At 52.9% G+C, this 23,265-nt stretch carries 25 protein-coding genes; 17 read left to right on the top strand and 8 right to left on the bottom strand.

Features of this window, described 5'->3' with window-relative positions:
- Positions 1-9 precede the first annotated feature (9 nt).
- From lgt to GEV39_RS23940, 7 genes are all read left to right on the top strand, one after another.
- Positions 10-816, top strand: a complete 807-nt coding sequence (gene lgt / locus GEV39_RS23970) for a prolipoprotein diacylglyceryl transferase (protein WP_009685084.1) — start codon at positions 10-12, stop codon at positions 814-816.
- A gap of 51 nt (positions 817-867) precedes the next feature.
- Positions 868-1,572 (top strand): thymidylate synthase, encoded by a 705-nt coding sequence (locus GEV39_RS23965; RefSeq protein WP_173891475.1) that lies wholly within the window; start codon positions 868-870, stop codon positions 1,570-1,572.
- Between the two features lie 88 nt (positions 1,573-1,660).
- Positions 1,661-2,896 (top strand): tyrosine-type recombinase/integrase, encoded by a 1,236-nt coding sequence (locus tag GEV39_RS23960; RefSeq protein WP_249414305.1) that lies wholly within the window; start codon positions 1,661-1,663, stop codon positions 2,894-2,896.
- Entirely contained in the window at positions 2,893-5,280 is a 2,388-nt protein-coding gene (locus GEV39_RS23955) for a tyrosine-type recombinase/integrase (RefSeq protein ID WP_173891474.1), read from the top strand. The genes GEV39_RS23960 and GEV39_RS23955 overlap by 4 nt, the downstream gene beginning before the upstream one ends.
- Positions 5,281-5,283: 3 nt before the next feature.
- Entirely contained in the window at positions 5,284-7,371 is a 2,088-nt protein-coding gene (locus GEV39_RS23950; protein ID WP_173891473.1) for a site-specific integrase, read from the top strand.
- The gene (locus tag GEV39_RS23945; RefSeq protein ID WP_173891472.1) at positions 7,372-7,884 is read left to right on the top strand and encodes a helix-turn-helix domain-containing protein; all 513 of its coding nucleotides are present in this window, start codon (positions 7,372-7,374) and stop codon (positions 7,882-7,884) included. It begins immediately after the preceding gene.
- Complete coding sequence (locus GEV39_RS23940; protein WP_144820921.1) at positions 7,881-8,714, top strand: thymidylate synthase; 834 nt, start codon at positions 7,881-7,883, stop codon at positions 8,712-8,714. The genes GEV39_RS23945 and GEV39_RS23940 overlap by 4 nt, the downstream gene beginning before the upstream one ends.
- A gap of 122 nt (positions 8,715-8,836) precedes the next feature.
- Here GEV39_RS23940 and GEV39_RS23935 read toward each other — a convergent pair whose 3' ends face one another.
- Positions 8,837-9,328, bottom strand: a complete 492-nt coding sequence (locus GEV39_RS23935) for a helix-turn-helix domain-containing protein (RefSeq protein WP_173891471.1) — start codon at positions 9,326-9,328, stop codon at positions 8,837-8,839.
- Positions 9,329-9,552: 224 nt separating this feature from the next.
- On the opposite strand from GEV39_RS23935, the gene GEV39_RS23930 reads away from it, so the two are divergent.
- The 4 genes from GEV39_RS23930 (at position 9,553) to GEV39_RS23915 (ending at position 11,608) form a co-directional block, all read left to right on the top strand.
- Positions 9,553-9,933 (top strand): hypothetical protein, encoded by a 381-nt coding sequence (locus tag GEV39_RS23930; protein ID WP_173891470.1) that lies wholly within the window; start codon positions 9,553-9,555, stop codon positions 9,931-9,933.
- Positions 9,934-9,936: 3 nt separating this feature from the next.
- The gene (locus GEV39_RS23925; RefSeq protein ID WP_173891469.1) at positions 9,937-10,332 is read left to right on the top strand and encodes a DUF6957 family protein; all 396 of its coding nucleotides are present in this window, start codon (positions 9,937-9,939) and stop codon (positions 10,330-10,332) included.
- An 89-nt stretch (positions 10,333-10,421) separates the two neighbouring features.
- Positions 10,422-11,150: a metallophosphoesterase family protein gene (locus tag GEV39_RS23920; protein WP_173891468.1), complete on the top strand. Its 729-nt coding sequence runs from the start codon at positions 10,422-10,424 to the stop codon at positions 11,148-11,150.
- 65 nt (positions 11,151-11,215) lie between these two features.
- Positions 11,216-11,608, top strand: a complete 393-nt coding sequence (locus GEV39_RS23915) for a hypothetical protein (protein WP_173891467.1) — start codon at positions 11,216-11,218, stop codon at positions 11,606-11,608.
- A gap of 16 nt (positions 11,609-11,624) precedes the next feature.
- Here GEV39_RS23915 and GEV39_RS23910 read toward each other — a convergent pair whose 3' ends face one another.
- The gene (locus GEV39_RS23910) at positions 11,625-11,918 is read right to left on the bottom strand and encodes a hypothetical protein (protein WP_173891466.1); all 294 of its coding nucleotides are present in this window, start codon (positions 11,916-11,918) and stop codon (positions 11,625-11,627) included.
- A gap of 122 nt (positions 11,919-12,040) precedes the next feature.
- Between GEV39_RS23910 and GEV39_RS23905 the strand changes: the two genes are divergently transcribed.
- Entirely contained in the window at positions 12,041-12,382 is a 342-nt protein-coding gene (locus GEV39_RS23905; RefSeq protein ID WP_249414304.1) for a hypothetical protein, read from the top strand.
- Positions 12,383-12,621: 239 nt separating this feature from the next.
- Here the strand turns inward: GEV39_RS23905 and GEV39_RS23900 are convergent, their stop codons facing one another.
- Entirely contained in the window at positions 12,622-12,792 is a 171-nt protein-coding gene (locus GEV39_RS23900) for a hypothetical protein (RefSeq protein WP_173891465.1), read from the bottom strand.
- A gap of 730 nt (positions 12,793-13,522) precedes the next feature.
- Here GEV39_RS23900 and GEV39_RS23895 point away from each other — a divergent pair.
- Both GEV39_RS23895 and GEV39_RS23890 read left to right on the top strand, forming a co-directional pair.
- Entirely contained in the window at positions 13,523-13,729 is a 207-nt protein-coding gene (locus GEV39_RS23895; protein ID WP_173891464.1) for a hypothetical protein, read from the top strand.
- A 143-nt stretch (positions 13,730-13,872) separates the two neighbouring features.
- Positions 13,873-14,238: a histone-like nucleoid-structuring protein, MvaT/MvaU family gene (locus GEV39_RS23890; protein ID WP_173891463.1), complete on the top strand. Its 366-nt coding sequence runs from the start codon at positions 13,873-13,875 to the stop codon at positions 14,236-14,238.
- A gap of 229 nt (positions 14,239-14,467) precedes the next feature.
- Here the strand turns inward: GEV39_RS23890 and GEV39_RS23885 are convergent, their stop codons facing one another.
- From GEV39_RS23885 to GEV39_RS23875, 3 genes are all read right to left on the bottom strand, one after another.
- On the bottom strand, positions 14,468-15,280 hold the full coding sequence (locus GEV39_RS23885) for a DUF2971 domain-containing protein (RefSeq protein ID WP_173891462.1): 813 nt from the start codon (positions 15,278-15,280) through the stop codon (positions 14,468-14,470).
- 632 nt (positions 15,281-15,912) lie between these two features.
- The gene (locus GEV39_RS23880; protein ID WP_173891461.1) at positions 15,913-17,421 is read right to left on the bottom strand and encodes a hypothetical protein; all 1,509 of its coding nucleotides are present in this window, start codon (positions 17,419-17,421) and stop codon (positions 15,913-15,915) included.
- A 1-nt stretch (position 17,422) separates the two neighbouring features.
- Positions 17,423-17,722 carry a hypothetical protein gene (locus GEV39_RS23875; protein ID WP_173891460.1) on the bottom strand — a complete coding sequence of 100 codons (300 nt, stop codon included), beginning with the start codon at positions 17,720-17,722 and terminating at the stop codon, positions 17,423-17,425.
- 647 nt (positions 17,723-18,369) lie between these two features.
- Here GEV39_RS23875 and GEV39_RS23870 point away from each other — a divergent pair.
- The gene (locus tag GEV39_RS23870; RefSeq protein ID WP_173891459.1) at positions 18,370-18,996 is read left to right on the top strand and encodes a hypothetical protein; all 627 of its coding nucleotides are present in this window, start codon (positions 18,370-18,372) and stop codon (positions 18,994-18,996) included.
- Positions 18,997-19,179: 183 nt separating this feature from the next.
- Here the strand turns inward: GEV39_RS23870 and GEV39_RS23865 are convergent, their stop codons facing one another.
- A complete protein-coding gene (locus GEV39_RS23865) occupies positions 19,180-20,223 on the bottom strand; it encodes a type II toxin-antitoxin system PemK/MazF family toxin (RefSeq protein WP_173891458.1) in 1,044 nt (347 codons plus the stop codon).
- Positions 20,224-20,290: 67 nt separating this feature from the next.
- Entirely contained in the window at positions 20,291-21,106 is an 816-nt protein-coding gene (locus GEV39_RS23860; RefSeq protein WP_173891457.1) for a helix-turn-helix domain-containing protein, read from the bottom strand.
- A 330-nt stretch (positions 21,107-21,436) separates the two neighbouring features.
- On the opposite strand from GEV39_RS23860, the gene GEV39_RS23855 reads away from it, so the two are divergent.
- Positions 21,437-21,781, top strand: a complete 345-nt coding sequence (locus GEV39_RS23855; RefSeq protein WP_173891456.1) for a hypothetical protein — start codon at positions 21,437-21,439, stop codon at positions 21,779-21,781.
- Positions 21,782-22,292: 511 nt separating this feature from the next.
- A complete protein-coding gene (locus GEV39_RS23850; protein WP_173891455.1) occupies positions 22,293-23,207 on the top strand; it encodes an Abi family protein in 915 nt (304 codons plus the stop codon).
- Positions 23,208-23,265: the final 58 nt, after the last annotated feature.

Raw genomic sequence — 23,265 nt, 5'->3', positions numbered from 1 at the left:
GGAAGTTCCATGCTGCCTTACCCGCAGATAGACCCCGTGGCCGTGGCCATTGGCCCACTGAAAATTCACTGGTACGGCCTGATGTACCTGATCGGCATCGGTGGCGCCTGGTTGCTGGCCTCGCGTAGGCTGAACCGTTTCGACCCGACCTGGACCCGTGAAAAGCTCTCCGACCTGGTGTTCTGGTTGTCGATGGGGGTAATCGTCGGTGGCCGCCTGGGCTACGTGCTGTTCTACGACCTGCACGCCTACCTGGCCAACCCAACCTTGATCTTCGAGGTGTGGAAAGGTGGCATGTCGTTCCACGGCGGCTTCATTGGGGTGATGCTGGCAGCCCTGTGGTTCGGCAAGCGCAACAACAAGTCGTTCTTCGAGCTGATGGACTTCGTCGCGCCGCTGGTGCCGATCGGGCTGGGCGCCGGGCGTATCGGCAACTTCATCAACGCCGAATTGTGGGGCAAGCCGACCGACGTGCCGTGGGCGATGATCTTCCCGCCCTTCAGCGACCCCGCGCAACTGCCGCGCCACCCGTCGCAGCTCTATCAATTTGCGCTGGAAGGCGTGGCTCTGTTCGTGATCCTCTGGCTGTTCTCGCGCAAGCCGCGGCCGACCATGGCCGTGTCCGGGATGTTCGCGCTGTTCTACGGCATTTTCCGTTTCATCGTCGAGTTCGTTCGCGTACCGGACGCCCAGCTGGGCTATCTGGCGTGGGGCTGGCTGACCATGGGTCAGATTCTCTGCGTGCCGATGATCCTTGCTGGCCTTGGCCTGATCTGGTGGGCTTATAATCGCAAGCCCACGGCGAATCCCGCCTGATTAATCCCACGGCAGGGGCGATCCCCCTGCCGTATCTGCTACAGGTAAGCCATGAAACAGTATCTGGACCTGGTCCGCGACGTTATCGAAAACGGCACGCTGCAGGGCAACCGCACCGGCATCCGCACCATCAGCCTGCCGGGTGCGATGCTGCGTTTCGACCTGCAGAAGGGCTTCCCGGCCATTACCACGCGCAAGCTGGCGTTCAAGTCGGCGATCGGCGAGATGGTCGGCTTCCTGCGCGGCGTGAAGAACGCCGGTGAGTTCCGCGAGCTGGGCTGCAAGGTGTGGGACCAGAATGCCAACGAAAACGCCCAGTGGTTGGCCAACCCGTTCCGCCAGGGCCATGATGACCTGGGTGAAATATATGGCGTGCAGTGGCGCCAGTGGCCTGGCTACAAGCGCATCCCGCTGGGCAACCCCGCCGCTATCGCCATGGCCGAGCAGGCGGGCTTCCGCCGTATTGCTCAGGACGAGGAAGACGGTGTCGCCTTCGTCATCCTGTACAAGGCTATCGATCAGGTGCGCCAGTGCCTGGACACCATCGCCAACGACCCGGGCAGCCGGCGCATCCTGTTCCACGGCTGGAACTGCGCGCAGCTGGACGAGATGGCGCTGCCGCCGTGCCACCTGCTGTACCAGTTCCACCCGAATGTCGAGACCAGGGAAATCTCCCTGACGCTTTACATCCGTTCCAACGACTTGGGTCTTTTATATGACGCAGCCAATAACGCACAGTATGCGCTAGCAGCGTAAAAAAATTTGTCTTTCTCCCGACTTTATCTTGACCTTGACAAGCTGCACATTCTGCATAGGATGGGCGGCCTTCAAAAGGGGGTAGTCGGTGAAGGTTGTAGTCACACAAAATCAAATGGTCGACCTGGGCGGGTCGATGCTCAACGAGGACGGGCCACACGCAGCAGGCCTGGCATCTGTGACGGCGGTGGGGCTCTTCGACTCGGAAGAGAGGCTCGTCCCGCTTGTAAGTGAGTACCTTACCCAAGCTATAAAAACCGCGAATCTCTCCTTTCCGTCTGCTGAAACATATGGGCGGAATATCGGGTACTTGCTCGAGAACCTTAAAGGGACTACCACATTCCAACATTCTTCTTGGGATGAGATTCTTCTCAATGTAAGCCAGCAGGGAATCGCCAGATACTTCATTCATCTGCGCGAGGTTGAAGGTTTGTCGTCGGTAACTATCCGAAACAGAGATGGTTGTTACGCTGCCCTATTCAACGACTTCTTGTGTATTGGCCGTAATCATCAACCCGCTCTGCGAGAAGATAATCCGTATGCTGCTGGATTCATTTCGCCGCCGCCGAAGAAAAAACTGATTGAGCCCTGTTCGCTCAAAGATCTGAAGTCCCTCATTCTGAGCACTGATAGTGAGCGAGAGCGGGTTCTCTTGCAGTCAATTTTTGACGCGGGTCTTCGTCGGAGCGAGGTTGGCAGGATTACTCTTGGTGCGGTGAACAAGGCCCTCGATTTCTCCCGCGCTAATTTCATCGGTGAAAATGATCTTGAGTGGATACATCCCGATTATTGCCCACTTTTCATCGAGGGCAGCAAAGGACGCGGGCAAGAGCTGAAAGAGCGATATGCAATAGTGAGTAAGCCTACGCTTGAGCGTATTAAGCGCTATCACGCTACTCCGTTGTACCGAAAATACGCGAGACAGTATGAGTCCGCCGATGTTACTCCCTGCTTTTTCAACTCAGAGGGATCTCCATTCAATGCAGATGCGGTCAGTAAATTGCTTGAGCGGATCTCGGAGCGCGCACTAAAAGGCAAGCGGCTAGCTCGCAGTATCTCTCCGCACAAGCTTCGGCATGGACATGGATACGAAATCATGACCAGCCCTGATTTGGGTGAGACCTATTTGGATAATCTGATCGCGGCTCAATTGTCTTTGGGGCATAGCAACAGCACCACTACCGAACGGCACTACCTACAGCTTCCTCAAGAAGTGTTTCGCGTCTGCCATTCCTCTAATGGAAAGGTTGCAACTAAGGCAAGTAGCATGGCAGCTCTCGTTGCCGAGACCGCGCTCAAGATTCGTTTGGGAGATAAAAAATGAGTATTTATGAGCGCGCCACCGGAAGCTCACGGATTTATAGCTGGCTAAAGGAGCTGGAGGAGAACCCGCTTAGCTGCTACGAAGTAGAACTCAGCGACAATGACAGCGGGATGTACGCCCCGCTCATGCTGAGCGCCTCTTATATTGCCAGCAAAGATCTTGACCCGTCGCTTGAAGTCTTTGAGCTGGCGGAGCAGAAGCTGATCTTGGATATGTGCATCAGTGGCGCAATCCAGCGCGGTGAATCTGCTGCTGGGTGCAACTGGCGCCTCAAAGTTTTAGGTTGGTACACAAGCCTTCCTGAGGAGGACAAACGTAAGCTTCCTATTTTCGGCAACAAGCTGAGCTTGAGGCGTGGTCTTACTTTGATACCAGGCCTGGAAGGAATCCAGGCCCATATCACTCGTTACCCGGGTGTCGCCAGCGCGTACGATGAAATCAACCAAGACCTCCAGCGTCTGGGGGTAATTTCCAGCGACTATCAAACCGTCAAAGAGCGGCGCGAAAATCAAGAAGAATTCATCCCAGAGGAATCCATCCTCGTTGATTTCAAGCGGCTACGAATGAAAGAGTTCGTAACGTTGGCCGACCTTGAAGCAGCCTCAGAGGGCAAGCCATTCAATGATCTCAAGCATGCCTTTGCAATTGCATCGTTGAAAACGGCGAGTGATTCGGGCGAACGGAATTACCTCGATGCGTTCAACCTAGTGTCGCGTTTTTTCCTCGAGCGTGGACTCATCGGAAGCGAGCCCATTGCTGCCACCTTGGATGCGTTCATCCTTCCTCGTATTTACAGCCATCTGGAGCAGATGATTGTCCGTGGAGAATGCTCCCCGACCTTTGCCAATACCTTGCTCAGTGCGCTCCGCAAAACGCTCACCGTCATCAAGAACCTTAAGGGCTATGCTGGCCCTGACTTTGTCAACTGTCAGGGATTTGATGCTGACCGAGTAACGGATCAGTATCGTCCGTATACAAGTTCCGAACGTCGGCGGATCGCCGCATGCGTAGATGAAGACATCTTGCGCAACAATGCGCTCGCGCAGCCATATCAGTTATCCGGCGTTGGTGAGGATCCTGTCGGCTCCAATGGCCAGGTGAAAAAGGGATTCGGTACGCTCGACAATGCCCGGTGGATTTTCGAAAACAAGTTGAACTGTAGTGTGGTAGGTACGAGATCGAGAACTAGGGGTGATTCATACACTGATGCGTTCTGGGGCATAGTTAGTCGTTCAGGCGTAGGCCTGCGTGAACTCCTAGAGAGCTGGGGTACACATTATGTTATCGACTCCCAAGTTATCGCACCGTATGCGATTAAATTGGGGCAAATAACGGGTCTTAATGCGGACTCGCTAAAATATCTGAATTTAGACGACTTCGAGCCGCAGCATGAGCTGACCGGGCGTGCCTGCTTGAAATATTGGAAGGAGCGCTCAGGGGGTGGAAAGGTGATGCCCGTTGATCTCTTTGATGCGGATATCACCTGGCTCACCAATTCTCAGGCTGAAGCGGTAGCGAAAGTCTTCAAGGACGTGGAGGCACTCACCGAGGGGTTCCGTGGCGCTGCGCCTGAGAAAGCGAGAAACAGCCTATTCATCTGGCAATCGAGTTCGCCCGGCGCCTTCCTGGAGGTTAAGTCGTTTACCACGGGTAAGAACGGGTTCGTAACGGTCGTTTTCAACAGCTATGCGCAGCGAAAAGGCATCCTAAGCGATGAAGGCACCCCACTGAACCTTACCTCCGCACGCCTACGTCCGAGCTTCATCAGCGAGCTGGTTGAGCGTGGTGTGCCGATTCGTGAAATCCAGCTGATTCTGGGCCACAAACACATCAAGACCACCCAGGCATACCTCGATCGGATGGATTTCAACACCATTGCCCGTGCCAAGCTAGATGTGGCGCTACGGCAGCTTCACGACCGTGCGGTTGAGGCAGCAGATCTGCCTATTGCACCCAAGCCGAACGGGACACAATCCTCAAATCTCATCGACGTCGTACAGCTCGATGCTCCAGTGGTGGTGTTCAAGACGCCATTGGCAAGCTGCAAGAATATCTTCAACCCCCCAGATTTCATCAAAAGGTTGAGCACTTACGTACCTGGGCGGCCATGTTCCATGTACAACATGTGCTTGGGCTGTGAGAACGTCCTGCTCACTGCTTCCAACCTGCCTGAGCTATTTGCCATGGAGCGGGATTATCGAAAACTTGCTGAGGTCAGCCGAGTGATGGATACCCCTTATGGGCATGTAGTGCATGAGAATTTGTCGCTGCTCGAAAGTATCCTTGGTGACAAATCTGATTTTACTGCTGAAGAGCTTGCCGAAGGTCGTCGTCTCGCTGAGTTCGTAGATACAACTATTCTCATTGATGGCGTGGGGTTGTAATTTATGGAACAGGTCGAATTTGCATCTCTGCTGTCTTTTGCCAAGTATCGAGACTCCGTATCTACGATTTTGCTTCAGTTGAAATTAGGTGATGATGGTGCTGCTTCGGGTGAAGCTCTGAAATTTCTGAATTATATTCAGTCATTACAGGTATCCAAGATTTCCGCCTTTGTTTCGCCGGTCTGGGACTTCAATGCGGACTATCCTAATGCATCGCGGCATGTTCGCGGAGCGAAGCTGCAAATGGACTTCACAAAGTACCCGAATATTCCTGAGTTTGCGATGCTTGAGTTGCGAACTGCCTTCATGCTTATTTTGAAGGGGGTTAGTGGAGTGCCGGAGGAAGGAAGTTCCATGCGAGTTTCAAAGGCGCTTCCAAAACCTAATACAGTGATAGCTAGATTCGAAGCTGGATTGCGATTCTTAGATAAAATCTATTCGGCTGCAGTTCAAGAGTTGGGGCGGGAACATGTTGAACGCGAATTGCTGTCGGTTTACAAGCTGCCTTCTCACTTGTATGAGGAAGCTGCGAAAGAATTTGAATATGTCTTTGATAATGCTTTGGAAGTTTTTTTTAAAGGACTTCGCTCTGGATATCTCGTAGAGAATGTCTTTGGTTCCAGCTTGCCCGTTGTAAATCTTTTAACGCTCAAATGGAAGCTTCTTGGTAAAGCTAAACGTCCTGAGGGAGAGAAGAAAAAGAAGCGACAGGTGCTTCCAAACGACGTCTTTGAAGTATCCTCGCGCGCTTCCTCGCTGGCCATTGTCGATTTTCTTGACGCTATGGGTGAAAGGGTTGTCGATACTCTTACTTTGAATCGCCGCAACTCGGAAAAGCAATTATTAAGCCGAATATATGGATTGTGTCCGCTCAAGTTCAATGTGTATGTTTATAAGCGTCTTGAGTACAAAGGGTTTCCTAAGAGTGAAGTCTCCAAGGTGGTTGGCGGTGCGCTCTTTGATTCAAGCTATTACTTTTTTACAGACGCTCTAGATGCGGTGAAGATGTATTCTGACGATACTGGCTCAAAGATTGACGATGGGTTCAGGTATTATTTGAATTATATTAACTACGCTTGTATGTATGTCATTGGTCAGTATACGGGCATGCGCCCTTCCGAATATGCCGAGCTTTTGGCGAGTTCCTGTCTGATATTTGATGGCACTTACTGGGTGTTGAGAAGCAATGTCAGTAAGCATGAAGATAACCTAGTTGAACTGTTTGACGACTTCTGGTTGGCGATTCCGATTGTTCGCGATGCCGTGCGTGTTGCTCAGTTACTTGCCAAATATAAGAATAACGATTTCATTTTTTCGAACGTCGACACGGTGCCCTTTGGCAAGCTGGGTCAGCCGCTGGGTGGTGCCGGCTCCAAGGAGACACTAGATAAATTCTTCAAGAAGGTTCTGACTCCTGAGCAGTTCTCCGACCTCGACTTCAATGCTTATATGATGCGGCACACGCTCGCCTATCAGCTTTACCGTGCGGATGTGGGCCTTCCCTTCATCTCTCACCAGCTGAAGCATTTCGGCGAAATCGTAGGGGTGGGCCATTCTGAGCGGGGTTTCAGTAAAACAACGCTGGGATACGGCGAGATCGCTGACATGCTGACGAAAAACGGTGGCAAAGGCGTCAGTGGCAAGTCCTTCCGCCATGACGCCGAGGTTGAGAGCATCAAGCAGCGATTCGACCCTGATGGCAGTTATGCCGGTGTGAACGCTGCAGCGCACAAGGAGCGTTTGCAGAGGGTATTCAAAGGGTACATGGCATCCGGGCACACTAAGGACGATATCTTCGAGGCCATGGCTGAACAGCACATCGCTGTCATCAGCGTGGGCCAGGGCTTCTGCTACGGCGGCGGGCCCATGGAGTTCGATGAATCGATCCCCTGCATCGGTGGGCTTCGCTGCAACCCTAACCGCTGCCAAAATGCTGTCGTCAGCAAGGCCAACGCCCCTGCTTGGCGCGATGTGTATTACCAAAACAAGAAGCTTTTGGGGAACCCGGAGTACTCCCATCTGCATGCGCAAAGCAAAGCTGCAATGGAAGAGGCTTACGGCGTTCTTGAGCTGCTGGGTGAGGAACTCTAAATGACTAACGCCCAAGCTTTCGACCAGAAAAACAAAGAAGATTTTGATCGGTATTCTGAGCTGCTCGCACAAGCGCTTCTGGACATTGCGGCGAATGACTCACTGAAAGCAACAGCAGCTGAATTGAGCCGGCTAACGGGTATTCACCGCAATACTATCAGGCAGCGTGTATGGCCTTTGGAGCGGCTTGAGACCATCAAGGAAAATCGGCGCATTGAAGTTCTGCGTCAACAGGTAACAAAAAAGAAACCAGTTGATCCTGTTACGCTCCTGACTGAAAAGTTGGAGAGCGCAAGGCTTGAAGTTTTGCATTGGTTTACCAAAGCCAAGGATGCTGAAAAAGAGCATCAAAATAGTGAAGTAAAGTATATTAACATGATGAAATCCCGTGATACTTATCAGAACCTTCTAGCGGATGCTAACCGGCGGGTCTTGGACTCGCAGAAGGAAATTGATAGACTCAAGCAGGTGATCAGTATCCTGGAAGCTGCCCAGGCGGAGAAAATTTCATGAAAAGCTACCTGGAACTACTGACTGATGTTCTAGAAAATGGTGCGGTCAAGGGTGACCGTACTGGCACTGGTACTGTGAGTGTCTTTGGCCGTCAGTTTCGCCATGATTTGTCCAAAGGCTTTCCTTTGCTCACAACCAAAAAGTTACACTTTAAAAGTATTGTTAATGAGCTGATTTGGTTCCTTAATGGTGATACCAATATTAAGTGGCTCAACGAAAATGGTGTGAAGATCTGGAATGAATGGGCCACTGAAGACGGTGACCTAGGCCCGGTCTATGGCAAGCAGTGGACAGCTTGGCCTACCAAGGACGGTAAGACGATCAACCAGATCGACTATGTCGTCAATGCGTTGAAGACGAACCCTAATAGTCGTCGAATCTTGTTCCATGGGTGGAATGTCGAGTTCCTGCCTGATGAGAAGGTGAGCCCGAAAGAGAACGCCAAAAACGGCAAGATGGCACTCCCTCCGTGCCACCTGCTGTACCAGTTCTATGTTGTGAACAACAAACTGTCTTCACACCTATTCATCCGTTCGTCCGACAGCTTCCTCGGCCTGCCATACAATACGGCGTCCTTGGCGTGCTTGACCCACATGCTGGCTCAGCAGTGCGACTTGGATGTAGGTGAGATCGTGATTTCGTTGAGTGATGTCCACATCTACTCCAATCACATGGAGCAGGTGAAAACTCAAATCGCTCGTGAACCTCGGCAGTTGCCTGAGCTGAAGCTGCTGCGCAAGCCGGCATCGATCTACGATTACAAGTTCGAAGATTTCGAGCTCGTTGGTTACGACCCGCACCCTCACATCGCGGCAGCGGTCTCGGTCTGATTGACCTGGCATACGATTACCGACCCTCGGGGTCGGTTGTCGTGCTCAGTTGATTTCCTGCTTACAGCACCTCGGGCGAGCCTACAGCGCCTTATGGAGAGCTATTGGAGTCTCACCCTTCCTCAAGCCTTCTGCTCCCCCGCAGGCAGGTGCCAGAACTTGTGTACGGTGGAATAAGGCATCCCCAGCTTCACTGAGGTTGCTTTCTGGCTGAGGCCCTCAGCCTTGCAGTCGAGGATCGCTTTGATCCTGTCTGGAGGGGTCGGAGGCTTGCCGGATTTCGCCGCTATCAGGGCCCCATTCGAGAACTGCGCCGGCAGGCTTTCCATCACACGCATCTCACGCAGCTTGCTTAGCTCTGTCCAGAGGTGCGTCATGAACTCTTCAAGTTGTTCTTGGCGCTCGTAGCAAGAGGCAGCTGCGAGGAGTGCTACCGAGTCAATGTCCAAGCGTTTACTGATGTCTTCGAGCATCTCGAAGCTGATGTTGGATTTCGCGTGCTCGATCCTGTGCAAATGCCGAGGCTCCACCGTGGATGCGAGCTGTTCTTGGGACAGGCCGCGAGCGGCACGGGTAGCGCGGAGGACGGCTGCCAGGGTGTATCGCGTTGGCATGTTGAGCTTCCCGCAAAGGGAAGCATAAGGCCACACTGGAAATTCTACATCCACGTACTATAGGCAGTGAATGTAGAATGGTGGTATGGTGGCGTCATCCGTCCCCGCATGTGGCTTTTGTTCTTAAAGCACGATCATCCGTGGGCGTGAGGTTGTCAATTTATATGAATTGTTTAAGGGCGAAGTGCTAGCTAGATGCCCGCGATTAATAGGTGGAGTGTGTTGTGCTGGTCACCCAAAGAACCGAACTCCGAGGGCAGTTTTTAGCTCTGGACAGCCTGAATTTGTTTTGGGATTCAGCAAGCCTCAATCCTGATTGCTATTACTTTGTCGTTGAAGGAAGTGGCTTCGTTAATGGCTGTTTAGGCCCCTCCGTGCGTTTGGTGTCGAGCGTTGAGGTTGTTGATTCCCTCTGCAAAGGGGATGCAGTGGATTTTTTAAGCGTTAACAAAGTCCAGCTTCTCGCCCCTCCAGCGATGACCAACCAGACCGAGTTCTCGATGAAGCTGCTCTCCGAAATTCGGATCAAGGATGATACCCAGCCAACCCCGGTGTACGAATTTGTCACGAGTGATGGCCACGTCTATTCGAGCGCGAGAGGCTGAATCATGGTCATCTCGTTGGATGAGATAACGGAGTTTCTTTACGGCGCCGGGGAGCTATTGGAGGGTTGGACAGGTACGAGAGTTGACCTAGTTCAAGCTGCGCACGAACGCTTTTCAGGTAAAGCGTTTTGCCTGGTGCAGCGCTGGATTCTGGTCGAGCTACCTCCGGAAGAGGTTGAGCCGTTACCGAATGGAATTGCGCCCATGGTGATCTTTGCCCATGACGTGATCCATGACAGCCGGAGGCGTTTTGCGCCGCACTCCTGGGTGAGATCTACGTATGGGGTTTCGTTCGAGCACCCGTGCATGTTTGAAACGAGAAGCACGGTCTACCTTCTCGTCGGTGATGGTTACCGGAAGCAGGCGAAGCTCGAGCTGGTTTTGTCGTTGCAGCTGTAGAGCATTCCAGTTTTTTTTGAGCCCGGCCCCCTCTGGGTGGCCTTGGATGGGCGACGTTGCCTTCCGCAGCGTGGAGTACGGGGTTCCGTATGAAGGTTTTGGTTTTTTCTGACTTGCACTTGGAGTTTGCTGACTTCCAGCCACCTTCAGTAGACGCGGATCTCGTTGTACTGGCGGGCGACATTTCAGTGCGTAGCCGGGGTGTGCATTGGGCGAATGAGGTCTTCGATTGCCCGGTGATTTATGTCTGCGGCAACCACGAGCATTACGGCGGAAATGTTGACCGGACGTTGGTCAAAATGTGTGAGGCCGCTGCGCACCACGTACATGTGCTGGACAACCAGAGCATCGTCATTGGCGGCGTCCGTTTTTTGGTCGCTACGGCTTGGACGGATTACACCGCAACCGGCGATTACAGGGCCGCGATGCGGGAGTGTTCAGAGTGGATGACTGACTTCAAACGGATCCGCGTCGGTGCGGGATACAGCAAGCTTCGCCCGGTCGACCTCATCGCTCGGAATATTGCTGCCCGTGCTTTTCTGGCCACGGAACTCGCCAAGAGTTTTGAGGGCAAGACGGTGGTGGTCACGCACCATTGCCCTATCCCTGAGGTAGCCGGGAGTGGTCATGAGGGTCACTTGGGGGCTGCTTATTTCAATGCTTGGCACGACCTGGTAGCGCAGGCCGACGTGTGGATTTTTGGCCATACGCATCACGCTGTAGACACCGTCATCTCTGGCTGTCGTGCGGTCTCTAACCCCAAGGGGTATCCCGGTGAGCGCACTGGTTTTTTCCCTGAATTCACCATCGATATTTGAATCCCGCTTTAGCGGCAAGCACCAAGCTCATTGATGTGTTTTTGACGTATGAACAGGAAGTGTGAATGGCAGATCAAATCAAGGAATACTGCGGTGAAGAGCTATCGACTTTTCAACTCAAGCGGGTCATCCGGGCAATGGCTCAGAAATACCCTATGCCCATCACGGCTTACCTGAGTGATGTGGTCATCTCAGCGGACTGCGCGTTCGGTGTTGTTTTTGGCCAACCGATCCGAGGGCGTGCGCAGCATCTGCGAGGCTATGCGCTAAGGACGGAGCCGATCTACACCCTGTCGAAGATAGGTCGGTATTGGGTTATCTCCTCGAAGTGCGGGAATTACGTGCTGACGTCCTTCAGGGGCGGCGCAGGCCGTGACAGCCTTCGAGCATTGATCGCAACAGCCGACCAACCAGATGCGCGTTCTGGGAGGCAGCCAGGCGCCTTGGCGGGCGCCTGAAGACGCGAATGCTTCATCAACTGAGTGTCGAAAGCAGCGTCCGCAGGAAATCTTTTCGGCGCTGGATGCTGCTCAGGATTACGTAGTCCCTTTCGCCGTCTGGGCGGAGATGGCCAGCTTCGACCAGGCCGAAGATGTAGCCTTCTGCCTTGGCTCTCGCGACGCAAAGGTCTTGCTCGGTTGTGCAGCTGTGAATGTCATCAACGAGGCGTTTCCAGCACTCGCTCTGGCGACTGCCGGTGGCGTCGGCGGCGAAAGCGGGCGCATGGATAAGGGACGCGTAATAGCCAGGACGCGAGGTGGTGCTCAACGAAGGTTCTCCTAGGGAATGGGGGATGGCATGGCTATCACGCGTTTATTCATTCGCCTGTTAACTGCCCGGCCATGGAGAGCCCAGTTCAGACGTAACAACGTTCACGCAAGGAGATTTAGATGGTCAAAAGCCGCGTACCGCTCTCTAGCTGTCCGGTTGAGGATACTCCAGCGATCACCATCCCAAGCAGCGTCGCAAAGGCAATGCAGCGCTCCTTTGGGGTCGAGATAACGGGGTACTTGTCGAGTGTGCGATATGAAGCCGGCGAGCTGTCCCTCAAAGGGATCGTTTTCGGCGATCGCGAGCGTCGCTTCGAGGATGGATCGTCGATCATCACATCAATCGTCCTCGACTCCCAAGAGCTTCAGGGCTTCCTGGTTGTCCGAACCCTACGCAGTGTCTATGTGGTGTGCGATTGGGCTGGCGACTGCGCTCGTGAGAATTCGAAAACCAGGCACTGAGTGTATGGCTTAAGTCCTGATGAGCGAGTTAAAGAGTGGGGTATGAAATGAAGCTCAGGCGATTACATGAACCCACCGAAATTGTTGACGTCACGTGTGACGGCTGTGGGTGTTCCACGCGGAGGCGCGAGGGCGATTTTCAGTTTGGAACATTGCACGGGGCATGGGGTGACGGGGCGAAACACCACAGTGAGGTGTACGAGTTGCACCTCTGCGAAAGCTGTTTCTTCACTCAGCGATCAGGCATCAAGCGAGCGCGGTGGCTCGGTATGATGTTCGAAGAAAAAGCGGACGCCTTCCTGGCCGATGAAGCCTTTGGGCGGATAGAAAATTCCACGAGGTGCAGGGGTTGAAGCGGGATCGTTGAGGGTTTCGCTCTTAGGTAGATCCTGCAGGTAGTTGATGGCCATGAGCCATTGAAAGGCGACTTCCGAAAATATTTTTCAAAGACCCCCCTTGAAATTTTTTTTGCGGGACGGAGTATATTATTTGTAATCAAAAAACAGCTGCTCTCTCCCACCTCTCCCCCGTCACTGATCGAATACCCTTCAGCTGCTTCTATTGCTTGGCTTTTTCTTTTTCCTTGGCTATTCGCTATCAACATGAAGGTCGAGAGGCTTTGATGCTTTTTTTGATCAAAGGCTACGATGTCTCCTGGCTTGAGCCGTCAAAAGAATCGCTTATCCGGCCGCTAGGCCGGCTAGCTTTTCTGTTGACCTCAAATGCAGAGCGGCTTAGATTTTTTTTGAGCAGCCCTTACCACGGCCTCGGTGGCCGTGACGCCGTTTCTGAGCCCGGTCGAGGCCAATTTGAAGGCACCAATGGGCGGTCTAGGCTGGCCTAGTGGCCGATAGCTCTTGCCCAGCCCAGGTATCTTCCATGAAGGATAATCAGGCCAAGTTGAATGAGGCCACCGGAGACCTTCACTATTGCGATTTGATCTTCACGAGCCAAGAACCTGCTGAGTTGAAACGGCTGGCCAAAGAGCTTCAGGCAGATGGTCAACACCCAAGGCTCGTGAGCTGTATCCTCGAGAATACAGGAGGTGTAGAGAGGGATGATCGACATACTCCACGCCGTCAAGCCTGAGCAATATTGAGCTCACGCCACCCGGAATTTTTGTCCATTGGAGCAGCAGTCATGAAAGACCTCAGCATAATGCTTCCTCATGATCATCCGATGTACGCGGAAGCCGTCGAGGCGTTGAAGGCGTATCACCAAGCGCAGGATGACGGTATTACTGGTACTGAGCTTGAGCGACTGCGTTTGCTCGCTGAGCATCGCTTCCAGGCGGTTACGGACTATCAGCTTCAGGCTTTGGGCGGCCCGGCAGCGACCAGTCATTGAACGATGATACTGGTTAGTCGACTGGCACTCATAAGTATGAGTCTCGAATTAGGCCCAATTGGGCGGAACATTTTCACTTCGATGTAGCAGTCGAATATGACAAACTGTCCTCTTCTTGAAACAACCATTTAGGGAGCAAGCATATGTCACGTCTCGCCGAATACCGACGCTTGGAGCAGCAACTCGCTCAGCAGCTCGCAGAGCTGGAAGCTATGAAAGGTGATTCCGCAATCAAGGCGGAAATGGAGTTTGAGGAAAAGCTGCGCGCTCTGCTCGGTGAGTATGGCTACACCCTTCGGGACGTGATCAACATCCTTGATCCGCAAGCAGTTACTCGCCGTCAGGCTACTCAAGTGCAAGAAAAGCCATCCCGCAAGCCACGTGAGGTGAAGGTCTACAAAAACCCACATACTGGTGAGCTGGTGCAAACCAAAGGTGGTAACCACGCTGTTCTCAAAGCTTGGAAGGCCGAACACGGCGCTGAGACCGTGGAGTCCTGGCTTCAGTGAGCCCCACCCTTCTGAAAGGCTGCCCGCTGCAGGGGCCTTTCAGGCCGTTGATCTTTCACTGATTGGTGAAGTTCACGCAACTTTTCAGCTGCAACGGGTAACGGCTGGGCACTCACGTTATACCCGCCCAAATGGCGGGATGAATCGCAGGGCGTCCAGCCGGTCTGTAGCCGCTAGCGATAGTCGGAGATCGGGCCCGGCCAGTCAACGCCGTCAGGATTTGCTTGGGTCAAAAAACTCTCAAGGAACATGCGCTTTCGCGTACGTTGCAGTCGACTTCGTGCACTCGCAAAAAGGTTTCCAGTCCTTTACGAGCCAGAGACATGTTGACGTTTGGGCCGATGGTGATTTCTTTAATCCAAGAAAGGTCTATGGGATATTCGAAGTACGGAATGACTAGACCGGCACGACTTCGGAAGCTGACTTTCTGCTGCTTTTCCAGCTGTGACTGGATGACCAAACGGGTCTCTCGCTCATCGTAAAACTGTGCTGATTTGATGGCGCAGCAGTGGAAAATCAGGTCATTCACGATTTCCACCGAGGTGTCCTCAACGCTGGTGGTTCGCCTTTCAATTTTCTTGGTAATTGCCTCGATCGATATGATGTTGTCCAAGTGCTCTTCGTCATAGTCCACCTTTTCAAGACGACATACGACGGTCTTCTTCCTGTCAATTCCTTCTGACGGTAGGATTTTGGCTTCATCGAATTCGATGGCATAGCCGGCATTCTTGGGGCAATACGCCATCCATTGTCTCAGATTGTCGTAAGCCCGCGAAAAGGAAACGATGTATACGTCTCGCATGGTGAGATTATCCCAGACAAATTTGGGCATGAACTCATAAAGGCCTTTGGTTGCCATTACCACGGCATCTTTGCTTTGCGAGGTCGAAGCCAAAATTTCAGCACAGCGGCGCTGGATCAGGCTGATGCCGGCGAACATTTCCTTGGAGTCATTAAGGAAACCCATGTCGGTGGCCCAGAGCGCTTTGTTCTGGATGATCCCCATCAGTCCTTGGGCGTCGGTGTAGTGGTAGAGACTCATTGCGATCCTTGTCGGTCTTATGCTGGCTTGCATGACATCTTGGCCAGATGCACTGTATTCAGTGAAGGGTTGCCCTTTGCGTTTGATCAGTCGAGGATCAGCGCCCCTCTAGATCAGCCAGTGCCGGGTGTTCAGGGGGGAGACTCTAACCGCAGAGCGTTACCACCGTCGAGAATTCCGGATGAACATCCACATGGTCGGCTCCAGTGGCCCTTTTTATTGGGGCCTGTGCGGGAGTGATTTCTGGAAACCCGCACCATTTCAGTGCCTGGGGTTTAGCGGTGTCTCGTCCTGGTATAGCTCGAGCCATCCACCGCAGGGATATGTGGGACGATGCAGATGGGCACGGATTGGGTCGGTCAATTGGATGACGTTACCATCGTGCCAGCCGTCCACATGTGTATCAGCCGCTGGGATTAGGATATCAGTCCAGCTGAGTTTTGGTTTTTGGCTGCATCCACTCCTATCACCAAGCGCAGGCGAACGGCGTCACTGGTATTGAGCTTGATCAGCTGCGCATGCTCTTTGAATATAGCCTCCAGGCTACCGCTGACTATCAGCTTCGGTTCTGGGTGGCCCGCGTGCTACGAGCCGCTAGCGATTTGCATGCGTAATGGCTCCCGAGAAACCACTCAAACGTCCTCCGTCAGAGGGTTATGTGTTAATTTCATAATTTCGTTTGAGAAGTTGCGAATCAGGTTGAAAGCGGTGCGACAACTATATGCCTTAAGCATCTTTGGCATTTCTGCTAAAAGCGCTGTGCGCTTGGCTCTAACATATATTTGGTGAAGTGCATACTCCATTCGCATAGTGTGGGTTCTATCGTCAATTGCGTGAGTCGATATCGAAAATAGTGCTGCCATGTAAGCCATGACTTTGGTGTCTATATCGCGAAAAGCAACGGAAAGTTTCGCCTTGTTTTCTTCAACGCTACTCCCTTCCACCACTCCGGCATTTTTCAAGGCCTGTTTAAAAGCCTTGTAAACAGGGACTGTACCGTAGGTTTCACCAGGGACAGTGATTTTTACCTTGTCACATGCGAGGCGTGAGCGGTTTAAAATGACTGCTGCGACGGCTATATAGTCAGGGGTAAGGTTGCCTCTATAATACTTGTCCCTGTCCTCTTCAATCGTGTCCCATGAAGTCGGGCAGTGTTTCAATCCGTAAAGCCAGATGAGATATTTTGCTTCCTCCAAAAGGTTTGGTGGTAATTCCGAAGTATGAATATCGAATGCCTGCGCGACTCGTTCGGATATCTCGTCTTCGGTCATCAGTAGGCTCATGTTCATCAATTCGTGAGGCAGGTCATCTTGGATTGCTCTGTTGAGTTGCTGCGTTTCCCCCCAAAACGAACTTTCAGAGTCAAGGAAAAAGTCTTTTAGCAGCCGTGTCCGTGCTAAGTCCTTATGTGCATCCGGTGGTACGGACTCCATGTAGTCTAAAAATCTATCGCCGGCTTCATGAATGGCCTCCGTCGCTCCAAATGCAGGCGATACTTCCGACGGCCAGAATTTGTAGCCTCTTGCGTCGGTAAAGCGACCATGCTGCTCATTCGACTCAACTACGAACTCTCGTTGACGAGCTGTGACATAATTGACAGTTATAGTTCCCATGCTTCTTAACAGCATATCAAATACACCGCCCTCATATTCGCAGCCCGGTGCATTCTCCAGTAGTGGTTTTGCCGAGTCTAAACACACTGCTGGCATGCCATTTTTGAGCAGGAGAATGTATTCTCGATATAGCTCGATTTTTTCTCGGTGAGCGAGACTGCTAGGGGCGCTTGAACTGAATACCGCACTCATCGAAGGCTTGGAGTGGCTTACAATTGACCGCCATTTTTTGTTTTTCTTCGACATCATTCTTGCCAGAACCAACAGCTTCGCTTGCTCAAAGTTGAGCAACTGTTGTGTATTTTCGGTTGCTGGAAAATCTGTACCTAGAATATGCTCCGTTTCGATACGGTACGTTGCGAGCCAGTCCTTTAAAGGCTCATAAATCTTCTCAGACGCCTGGAATCTGGCGTAGATGTAGTCAGCAAAGTCTCCTTTGTCGAACTGCTCCATCGGGTCAATGGAGTCGATTGAGGTCGCAGGGTCGTAGAGTGCGGAGGCGATTGAGGTAGCGTGTTTCTCGCTCATGTCACTCATCCTTGTTTTCGATGTGCTGAATCACCGCAGGGGGTGGGGTGGTGTCTACGGCTAAGCGGCCAAATCCGGCATCCGCCCGCATTTGTGAAAAAACCGGGCTGCCTTGCTGAAGCTGATCAAGCATTTCGAACTGGTCAGTCGCGGTGCGAACAGCCATCGGTATGGATAGCTGAGTGGTGTTGACCAGTCTCTGAGCCATCAGGCCGATGACCTGCAGGTCGCCTACCTCTTGACGAAGCTGTGTGAAATGGTACATCTGAAGACCTGGTGTGAAGACGACGTTCTTGCTCATGATAGGCTCCGCTCGGGATACATTGGGTGCCACAAAGATATGCTGCCTGATGAGCCCAGCAGAGGATCGAATCTTAAGAATTCTGGTGAAGAGCTTCGTTTGGTGCTCCGAAGATTGTGCTTTGAGGCTGGCGAAGATCTCGCTTTGTCCAGACGAATGCCCCCTGGGCGGTGCTGAGCCTAGAAGCGTCGCGTTCCCCGGAGGGGCTATGGGCTGCGAAAAATGCCGTTCCTGGGTCTCCTCGTTCAGCAAACAAGTACCATTTGCCTTGATGGAGCGGAAGCGTGACCAGGATGATTTTGGGATTGATATTTTGGCCGCTGTGATGCTCTCGATCTTGGCCGCGACCTTCATTCCTTTCGCTGGTAGTAAGCCTATTCGCCCTGAGGGTGCTCATTGGAGACGACAGCCTGGTGAGCCTATTGGTCGTCTACGGGGTCCTCACTACGGCGGTCGTAGCAACGGCCTGCCTGATGTATCGCTATGGCCGGCAGATCGCCGGTTTCGTCCAATCCCCCTCCCCTAGAGGGCTCTTCCGGGCTGATAAAGCTGAGTACGCGATTCTGCTGGTGCTTTTTTAAAAAAGCACGTATTGCTTCTGAATTTATTCCGTGGGATGCTTTTCGCCATCTGAAAAGGAGTGCCCCATGAGCGACATTATTTCCTTGATCGAGAACGTTGCTAAGACCAAGAGCGACCTAGCTTCCGCGTCTATTCGTATGCCCAAAGAGCTCTATTCCTTCATTGAAGGGCTGGCTGACCATCTCGATATGAGCCGTCAGGAGACTATGCTCAAGCTTCTTGAAAAAGGCGTTGAGCTAGCCAAGGTCGCGCTGAAGCTCGATGACGAAGTGGAAGCTGCAGCAGAAATCGAGTCACAGCCGGTTTCACGCTTTCACATCCTGAACACGAACAAGCGCCATAGCGTCGAGGATCATGAGCGCATGCTAAGCGAGGGCTGTGCGGCTGCATTTTATGCGCCCTGGAAGCTCAACATTGATCGTATCAACCAAGGTGACGTCGTCTTCCTGTACGAGAACGGCAAGGGCATCGTTGCTTACGGCAAGGGCACAGGAGTTACCAAAAAGCGCATGCACGATGGCCTTATCGACGAATGCCACTATCAAGAGCTTGAAGGGTTTGAGCGCCTGGAAAAACCGATCTCGGCTGCGGAGATCAAGAAGACGGTTCAGAAGAACGTCGTGCTCCTCCGGACGATGTCTCCGATGCCAGAAGGTCAGCTACTGCTGGATTTGATCACGAAGCGCGGGTGAGCGTGGGGGCTAGAAAGCAAAAAACCGCCAAATAGGCGGTTTTCTGTGAAACGTTTTCTTCTGCAGTATATGCCCTAAGGCCGTCGCGAGGTTCCGGTACTGCTCCAGCATTCCCCGCCAGTGATGAAAATGTTATCGCCAGCGAATCACTATGTCAAACAGATTGATGATTCTGACATCCGATTAGGCGGTCAATTTTTCAGGCGAATCCTCTGCTGCCATGGCTTCGTAGAGCCCTTTCAGGTCATTGATCCGTGCCTCGAGCTGCCCATCACCCATTGCCTTCCCCCAATCCTGGGCGACTTCTTTGTAAAGCTCCAGCTCACGTCGTTCAGCCTCTAGGGCGGCAATCCGAGCATTGGCAGCTTCCAGATCTGTGGCGACATTGGTGAGCTGCTGGAGCTGATCACGTGTTTCGCTCAGCTTGGTTTTGGTCTGCTGGTAGTCTGTGACACCGATGCTGTGCAGCAGGGACGTCTTCAGCAGATTTTTCTCAGCTTCCGTCAGACGCAACTTATAGTGCGTGCTGCGACCTTGGCGCGGTAGGCCTCGTACCTGGTACTCAGTGATTGGGGGGAGGACACGATTGATCGATACCGACTCTACCATCTGGCAGATCGCCCAGCTGTCTTTTCCGCTCGCTCCCCAAGATGGCAGCTGATCCAAGATTGCTCGCGATAGCTGGAAGCACGTTTTGTCAGTGCTGCCAGGCGTATGTGAGGTCACTGGAACAACCTGGCAGACTCCTCGGCTTGCACGGACAACGATAGCTAGCCGGCGCTTGTGCATCTCCCCCTTCTGCAGAGTGTCACAGTAGCGCTTGTTCGTACGGAGAACGCCGTCTTCGCGGCCCACGGTCTGGATGAACCCGTAGTCAACCTCTACCACGGTGCCGAATTGGAGAACCCTGTTGATGGCTTCGCCAGTTTTCTTCAGCGTCTGCTGAAGATATTCCTCGGGCACCGTGTTGAAGATCTTGCTGAGCGTCACCGAAAACTCAACTGGCACGACGCCAGGTGCAGTGCACTGTTCAACGCCTTCTACGAACCAGCGATAATTGGCAACCTTAGTGAATTTCTTGATGCAGAAGATTTTGTGATCGCCGCTCCCTGGCATCAGCGCTTCAGAGATCGACTCATAGGTTTCTTTGCCCAGGGGAGACACGGTCACTGTCCCTGTGGCGAGGTCTTTGATCTGCTCAAAGTACCGGATGACGATTGTGTCCATGCCTTTCCCTGGTGCCAGCGGTTGGTTCAAAGGGTGCCAATATGCCATAAGTGGGTAGCCTCCGGCTCTACGCTGCAGCCGGCGACAGTTGCGCCGGATCAGGCTGCTTTGGAGCACCGGAGGCATTGGACTCAGCCTGCTCGGCATACCGGAGATTAAGCCCTTTAATCAGGTAGCGGTTCGTCCGATCAAAATCCAGGGTGTCCGAAGTGTTTGGATCGCCCGAACGGAACGAAATCAGATTCATCTCCATGAGGAGTGTGATGGCGGCGCTCACGGAATGGCGCTTCACGCCCGTGTACTCGGCAATCTTGTCGTAGCTGATTACGGTCAAACCATCCCCCTTCGGAAAGTCACGGTGCCGCAGGGCCAACAGCAGTACGTAAATCTTCAGAGCATGCAAAGAAACGCGCTTATCGAAGGTGAAGGCCTTGAGCTTAATCAAGGTCTTCTCAGGCGGATTGCTCGCACGGTCTTCCTTCGAACCTCGAGCTTGATACAGCCAGCTCTTTGGGATCTTGGTGAAGCCTTGATCTTCCAGCCAGCACTCAACGTAGATTCGGGATCCACCCCGTGCTTGCCCGGTATCGCGACGGATGAGACCGCCTTCCTCAAGCACCCGCAGCGAGCGGGCGACCACGTTCCGTGAATGACTTACCAACTCGCAGAGTTCTGGATAGGTTGTTTTTGCCATCCCGGTGAAATAGTCCGCCCGTGTGCAGATTGCCAGGTACACCTTTAGCGCTGCCAGCGAGGTGTTCATTACGAGCGGGTCAATCTTCCCCCGCTCATTTACTTCCCCGAACTTCAGCAGGCCCCCGTACATGGCCCACCGGTTGGGCATTTTTGCCCAGCGAAGCTTGGCCTTTTTCGGTTCGCTCATTAGTGGTTCCTCATCAACGCCAGGCTCAGTACCAGCGCAATGCACAGGGAAAGGTTCAGTGGTGCGGTGGTGATCGCTTTGTCGATCAGCAGAATCAGGTCAGTCATGGAAATAGCTCCGTTTCCGTCGATGGGCAAAATTTACTCGGGCCTCAGCCGGTGTATCTAGATATAGGCGGATTCTTGCACGACGTCAGAAGCCTTGTATTTCCAAGGCTTGAAAGGATTTTGTGAGTAAATTATTAGTATTTTCGATCGTGATTGCAATCAATCAAAACTAGTGTTTTGATCGTTAAAAGATCTCTATCGAAGTCGAAAAGTAGGAATTGATATGGTCGTCAGTGATTTCTCGATCCTCGAAGGGCAGTTGCAAGACCATCTAGGGGTCTCTGGACGTCGAGTCCGGTTCGTAGCTCAGGCGACCGGCTTCACGCTCCAGATTGAGCATTCAGGTCTGAAGCACACACTCTTCACCCAGCGCCGTAGCCCAAGGGTCTTCAAAAATCTGACTCTGGCTGCGGCCTTCCTCAAAGAACGAGGCGTGAAGAGGTTTACCGTCGTGCTGGAGGAGCGGAGTGCTGCTAAAGAGGGGACGAAGACTAAGGCGGGGGCTAAAACGAAGTTGAAGAGCAAGTCTGGTGAGAGTCTGAGGACTTTCAGCTTTGATGAGGAGTGATGGCTAGCAAGGCCGTGCAGGCTCTGGATCATCGATCTGACAGTTATTCTGGTGGCGCTCAGCGACACGCTGTATACACACGTCCCCACCAGGTCAGGCGCATCCCTAAGGGGGCTAAAAGCATCGCCATCCGCGCAGCGGCTACATGCTGAAAGGTGAGCATTCGTGCGCCTGCTTCTGCAGCATCGCTGTCAGCACATCCCCTACGATCTTTCAGGATAGGCGATGTCCATCCAGCACCTGTTGATCTAGGCGAGTTTGCAAGTGCGGGAACAGCGGCCTGGAAGCGGGGATCGCCGAGTGTCGGCTTGGATGCGGGGGGGAAGGTCTTGATTCTTTTCCAGAAACGAAAACCCCGGCTCGAGGCCGGGGCGGGTGTTTCGTGGTCTTTGCAAGGAGTCGTAAGCTTTCGCTCATTGGAGCTCAGTGCCAACCGTTTCTCAATCCTACGAGCGGTTGACACCGATGTCAACCCTCTTTATACAGGCCCCTGGCCAGTAGGAAGCCGAGCATGCCTCACACCGTACAGTACAGACCCCATCTGATCGACCAGCTCATTAGCTCTCACCGGATTACCAGCTACAGTAGGGTGTTTTCGACCAGCAATGATGCGGAACTCGTGGGGGCCTACCTGTGGAACTCCCACGTTTGCGGTGTCCTTTACCCTTTGCTCAGCGCTGCGGAGGTAACCCTTCGGAACTCCATTGACACCGTTTTGACAGCCGATATTGGCAAATTTTGGTGGAAAGCCGGCAAACTCTCATACAAAAGCTTCAACCCCTCCGCTGCCAATCCACCGGATGCGGTAGGTAAGCTGGTTAAAAATTTCGGGTCAGCATACAACTCTGCTTCTATCGAGCGCAGGAGCCGTAAGTTGAAGGGCGGGCCTAATCACCAGGATGTCGTATCGAAAACGGATTTTTCGACCTGGGAATTCATTCTTGATAACGAATACATGGGCGACAAGCTCATTTGGCCGAAGCATCTAGGCCGCGTCTTCAAGGGACGGTGGCCGACCAATCAGGCTAGCGTCATGCTCTCCAGCTGCAAGGATCAGGTTAATCTTGTCAGGAAATTCCGAAATCGGGTGTCCCACCATGAGCCCGTCTGGAAGCGATTCAATGTCACCGATGAACAGCAAGCAGTGGCACATCTCCACGAGAAAATCGGCAAGATTACCGACCTGATTTCGTGGATCTCCCCTGAAAAAATCGACTTGCTTGATAAAAGTGGCGTGATCAAAACGGCTTACCGGGCCTGCTCAATGGCGGAGATCGAGCGGTTCAAGTATCAGTCCAAGACGAGTACGGTCAACAGCATGGCCAAGCTCATAAAGGTTGCTGAGTCGGCCAGTGCGGGCAACCAGGTACTAAAAATCGTGGTTTACGGTAAGCGGAAGGGGGTTTACACCCTGCAGGCTGACTGATAGCTGCTCAGTTGGCCGCCTCCGAGCCCTGCCCGCCCTCCCGGTATCAACCAGGCGA

It is taken from the genome of Pseudomonas sp. NY5710 (assembly GCF_013305665.1).
Classification (GTDB): Bacteria; Pseudomonadota; Gammaproteobacteria; order Pseudomonadales; family Pseudomonadaceae; genus Aquipseudomonas; species Aquipseudomonas juntendi.
Note: the sequence above shows the minus strand (reverse complement) of the source record. Positions and strands in the feature narration are given on the sequence as shown.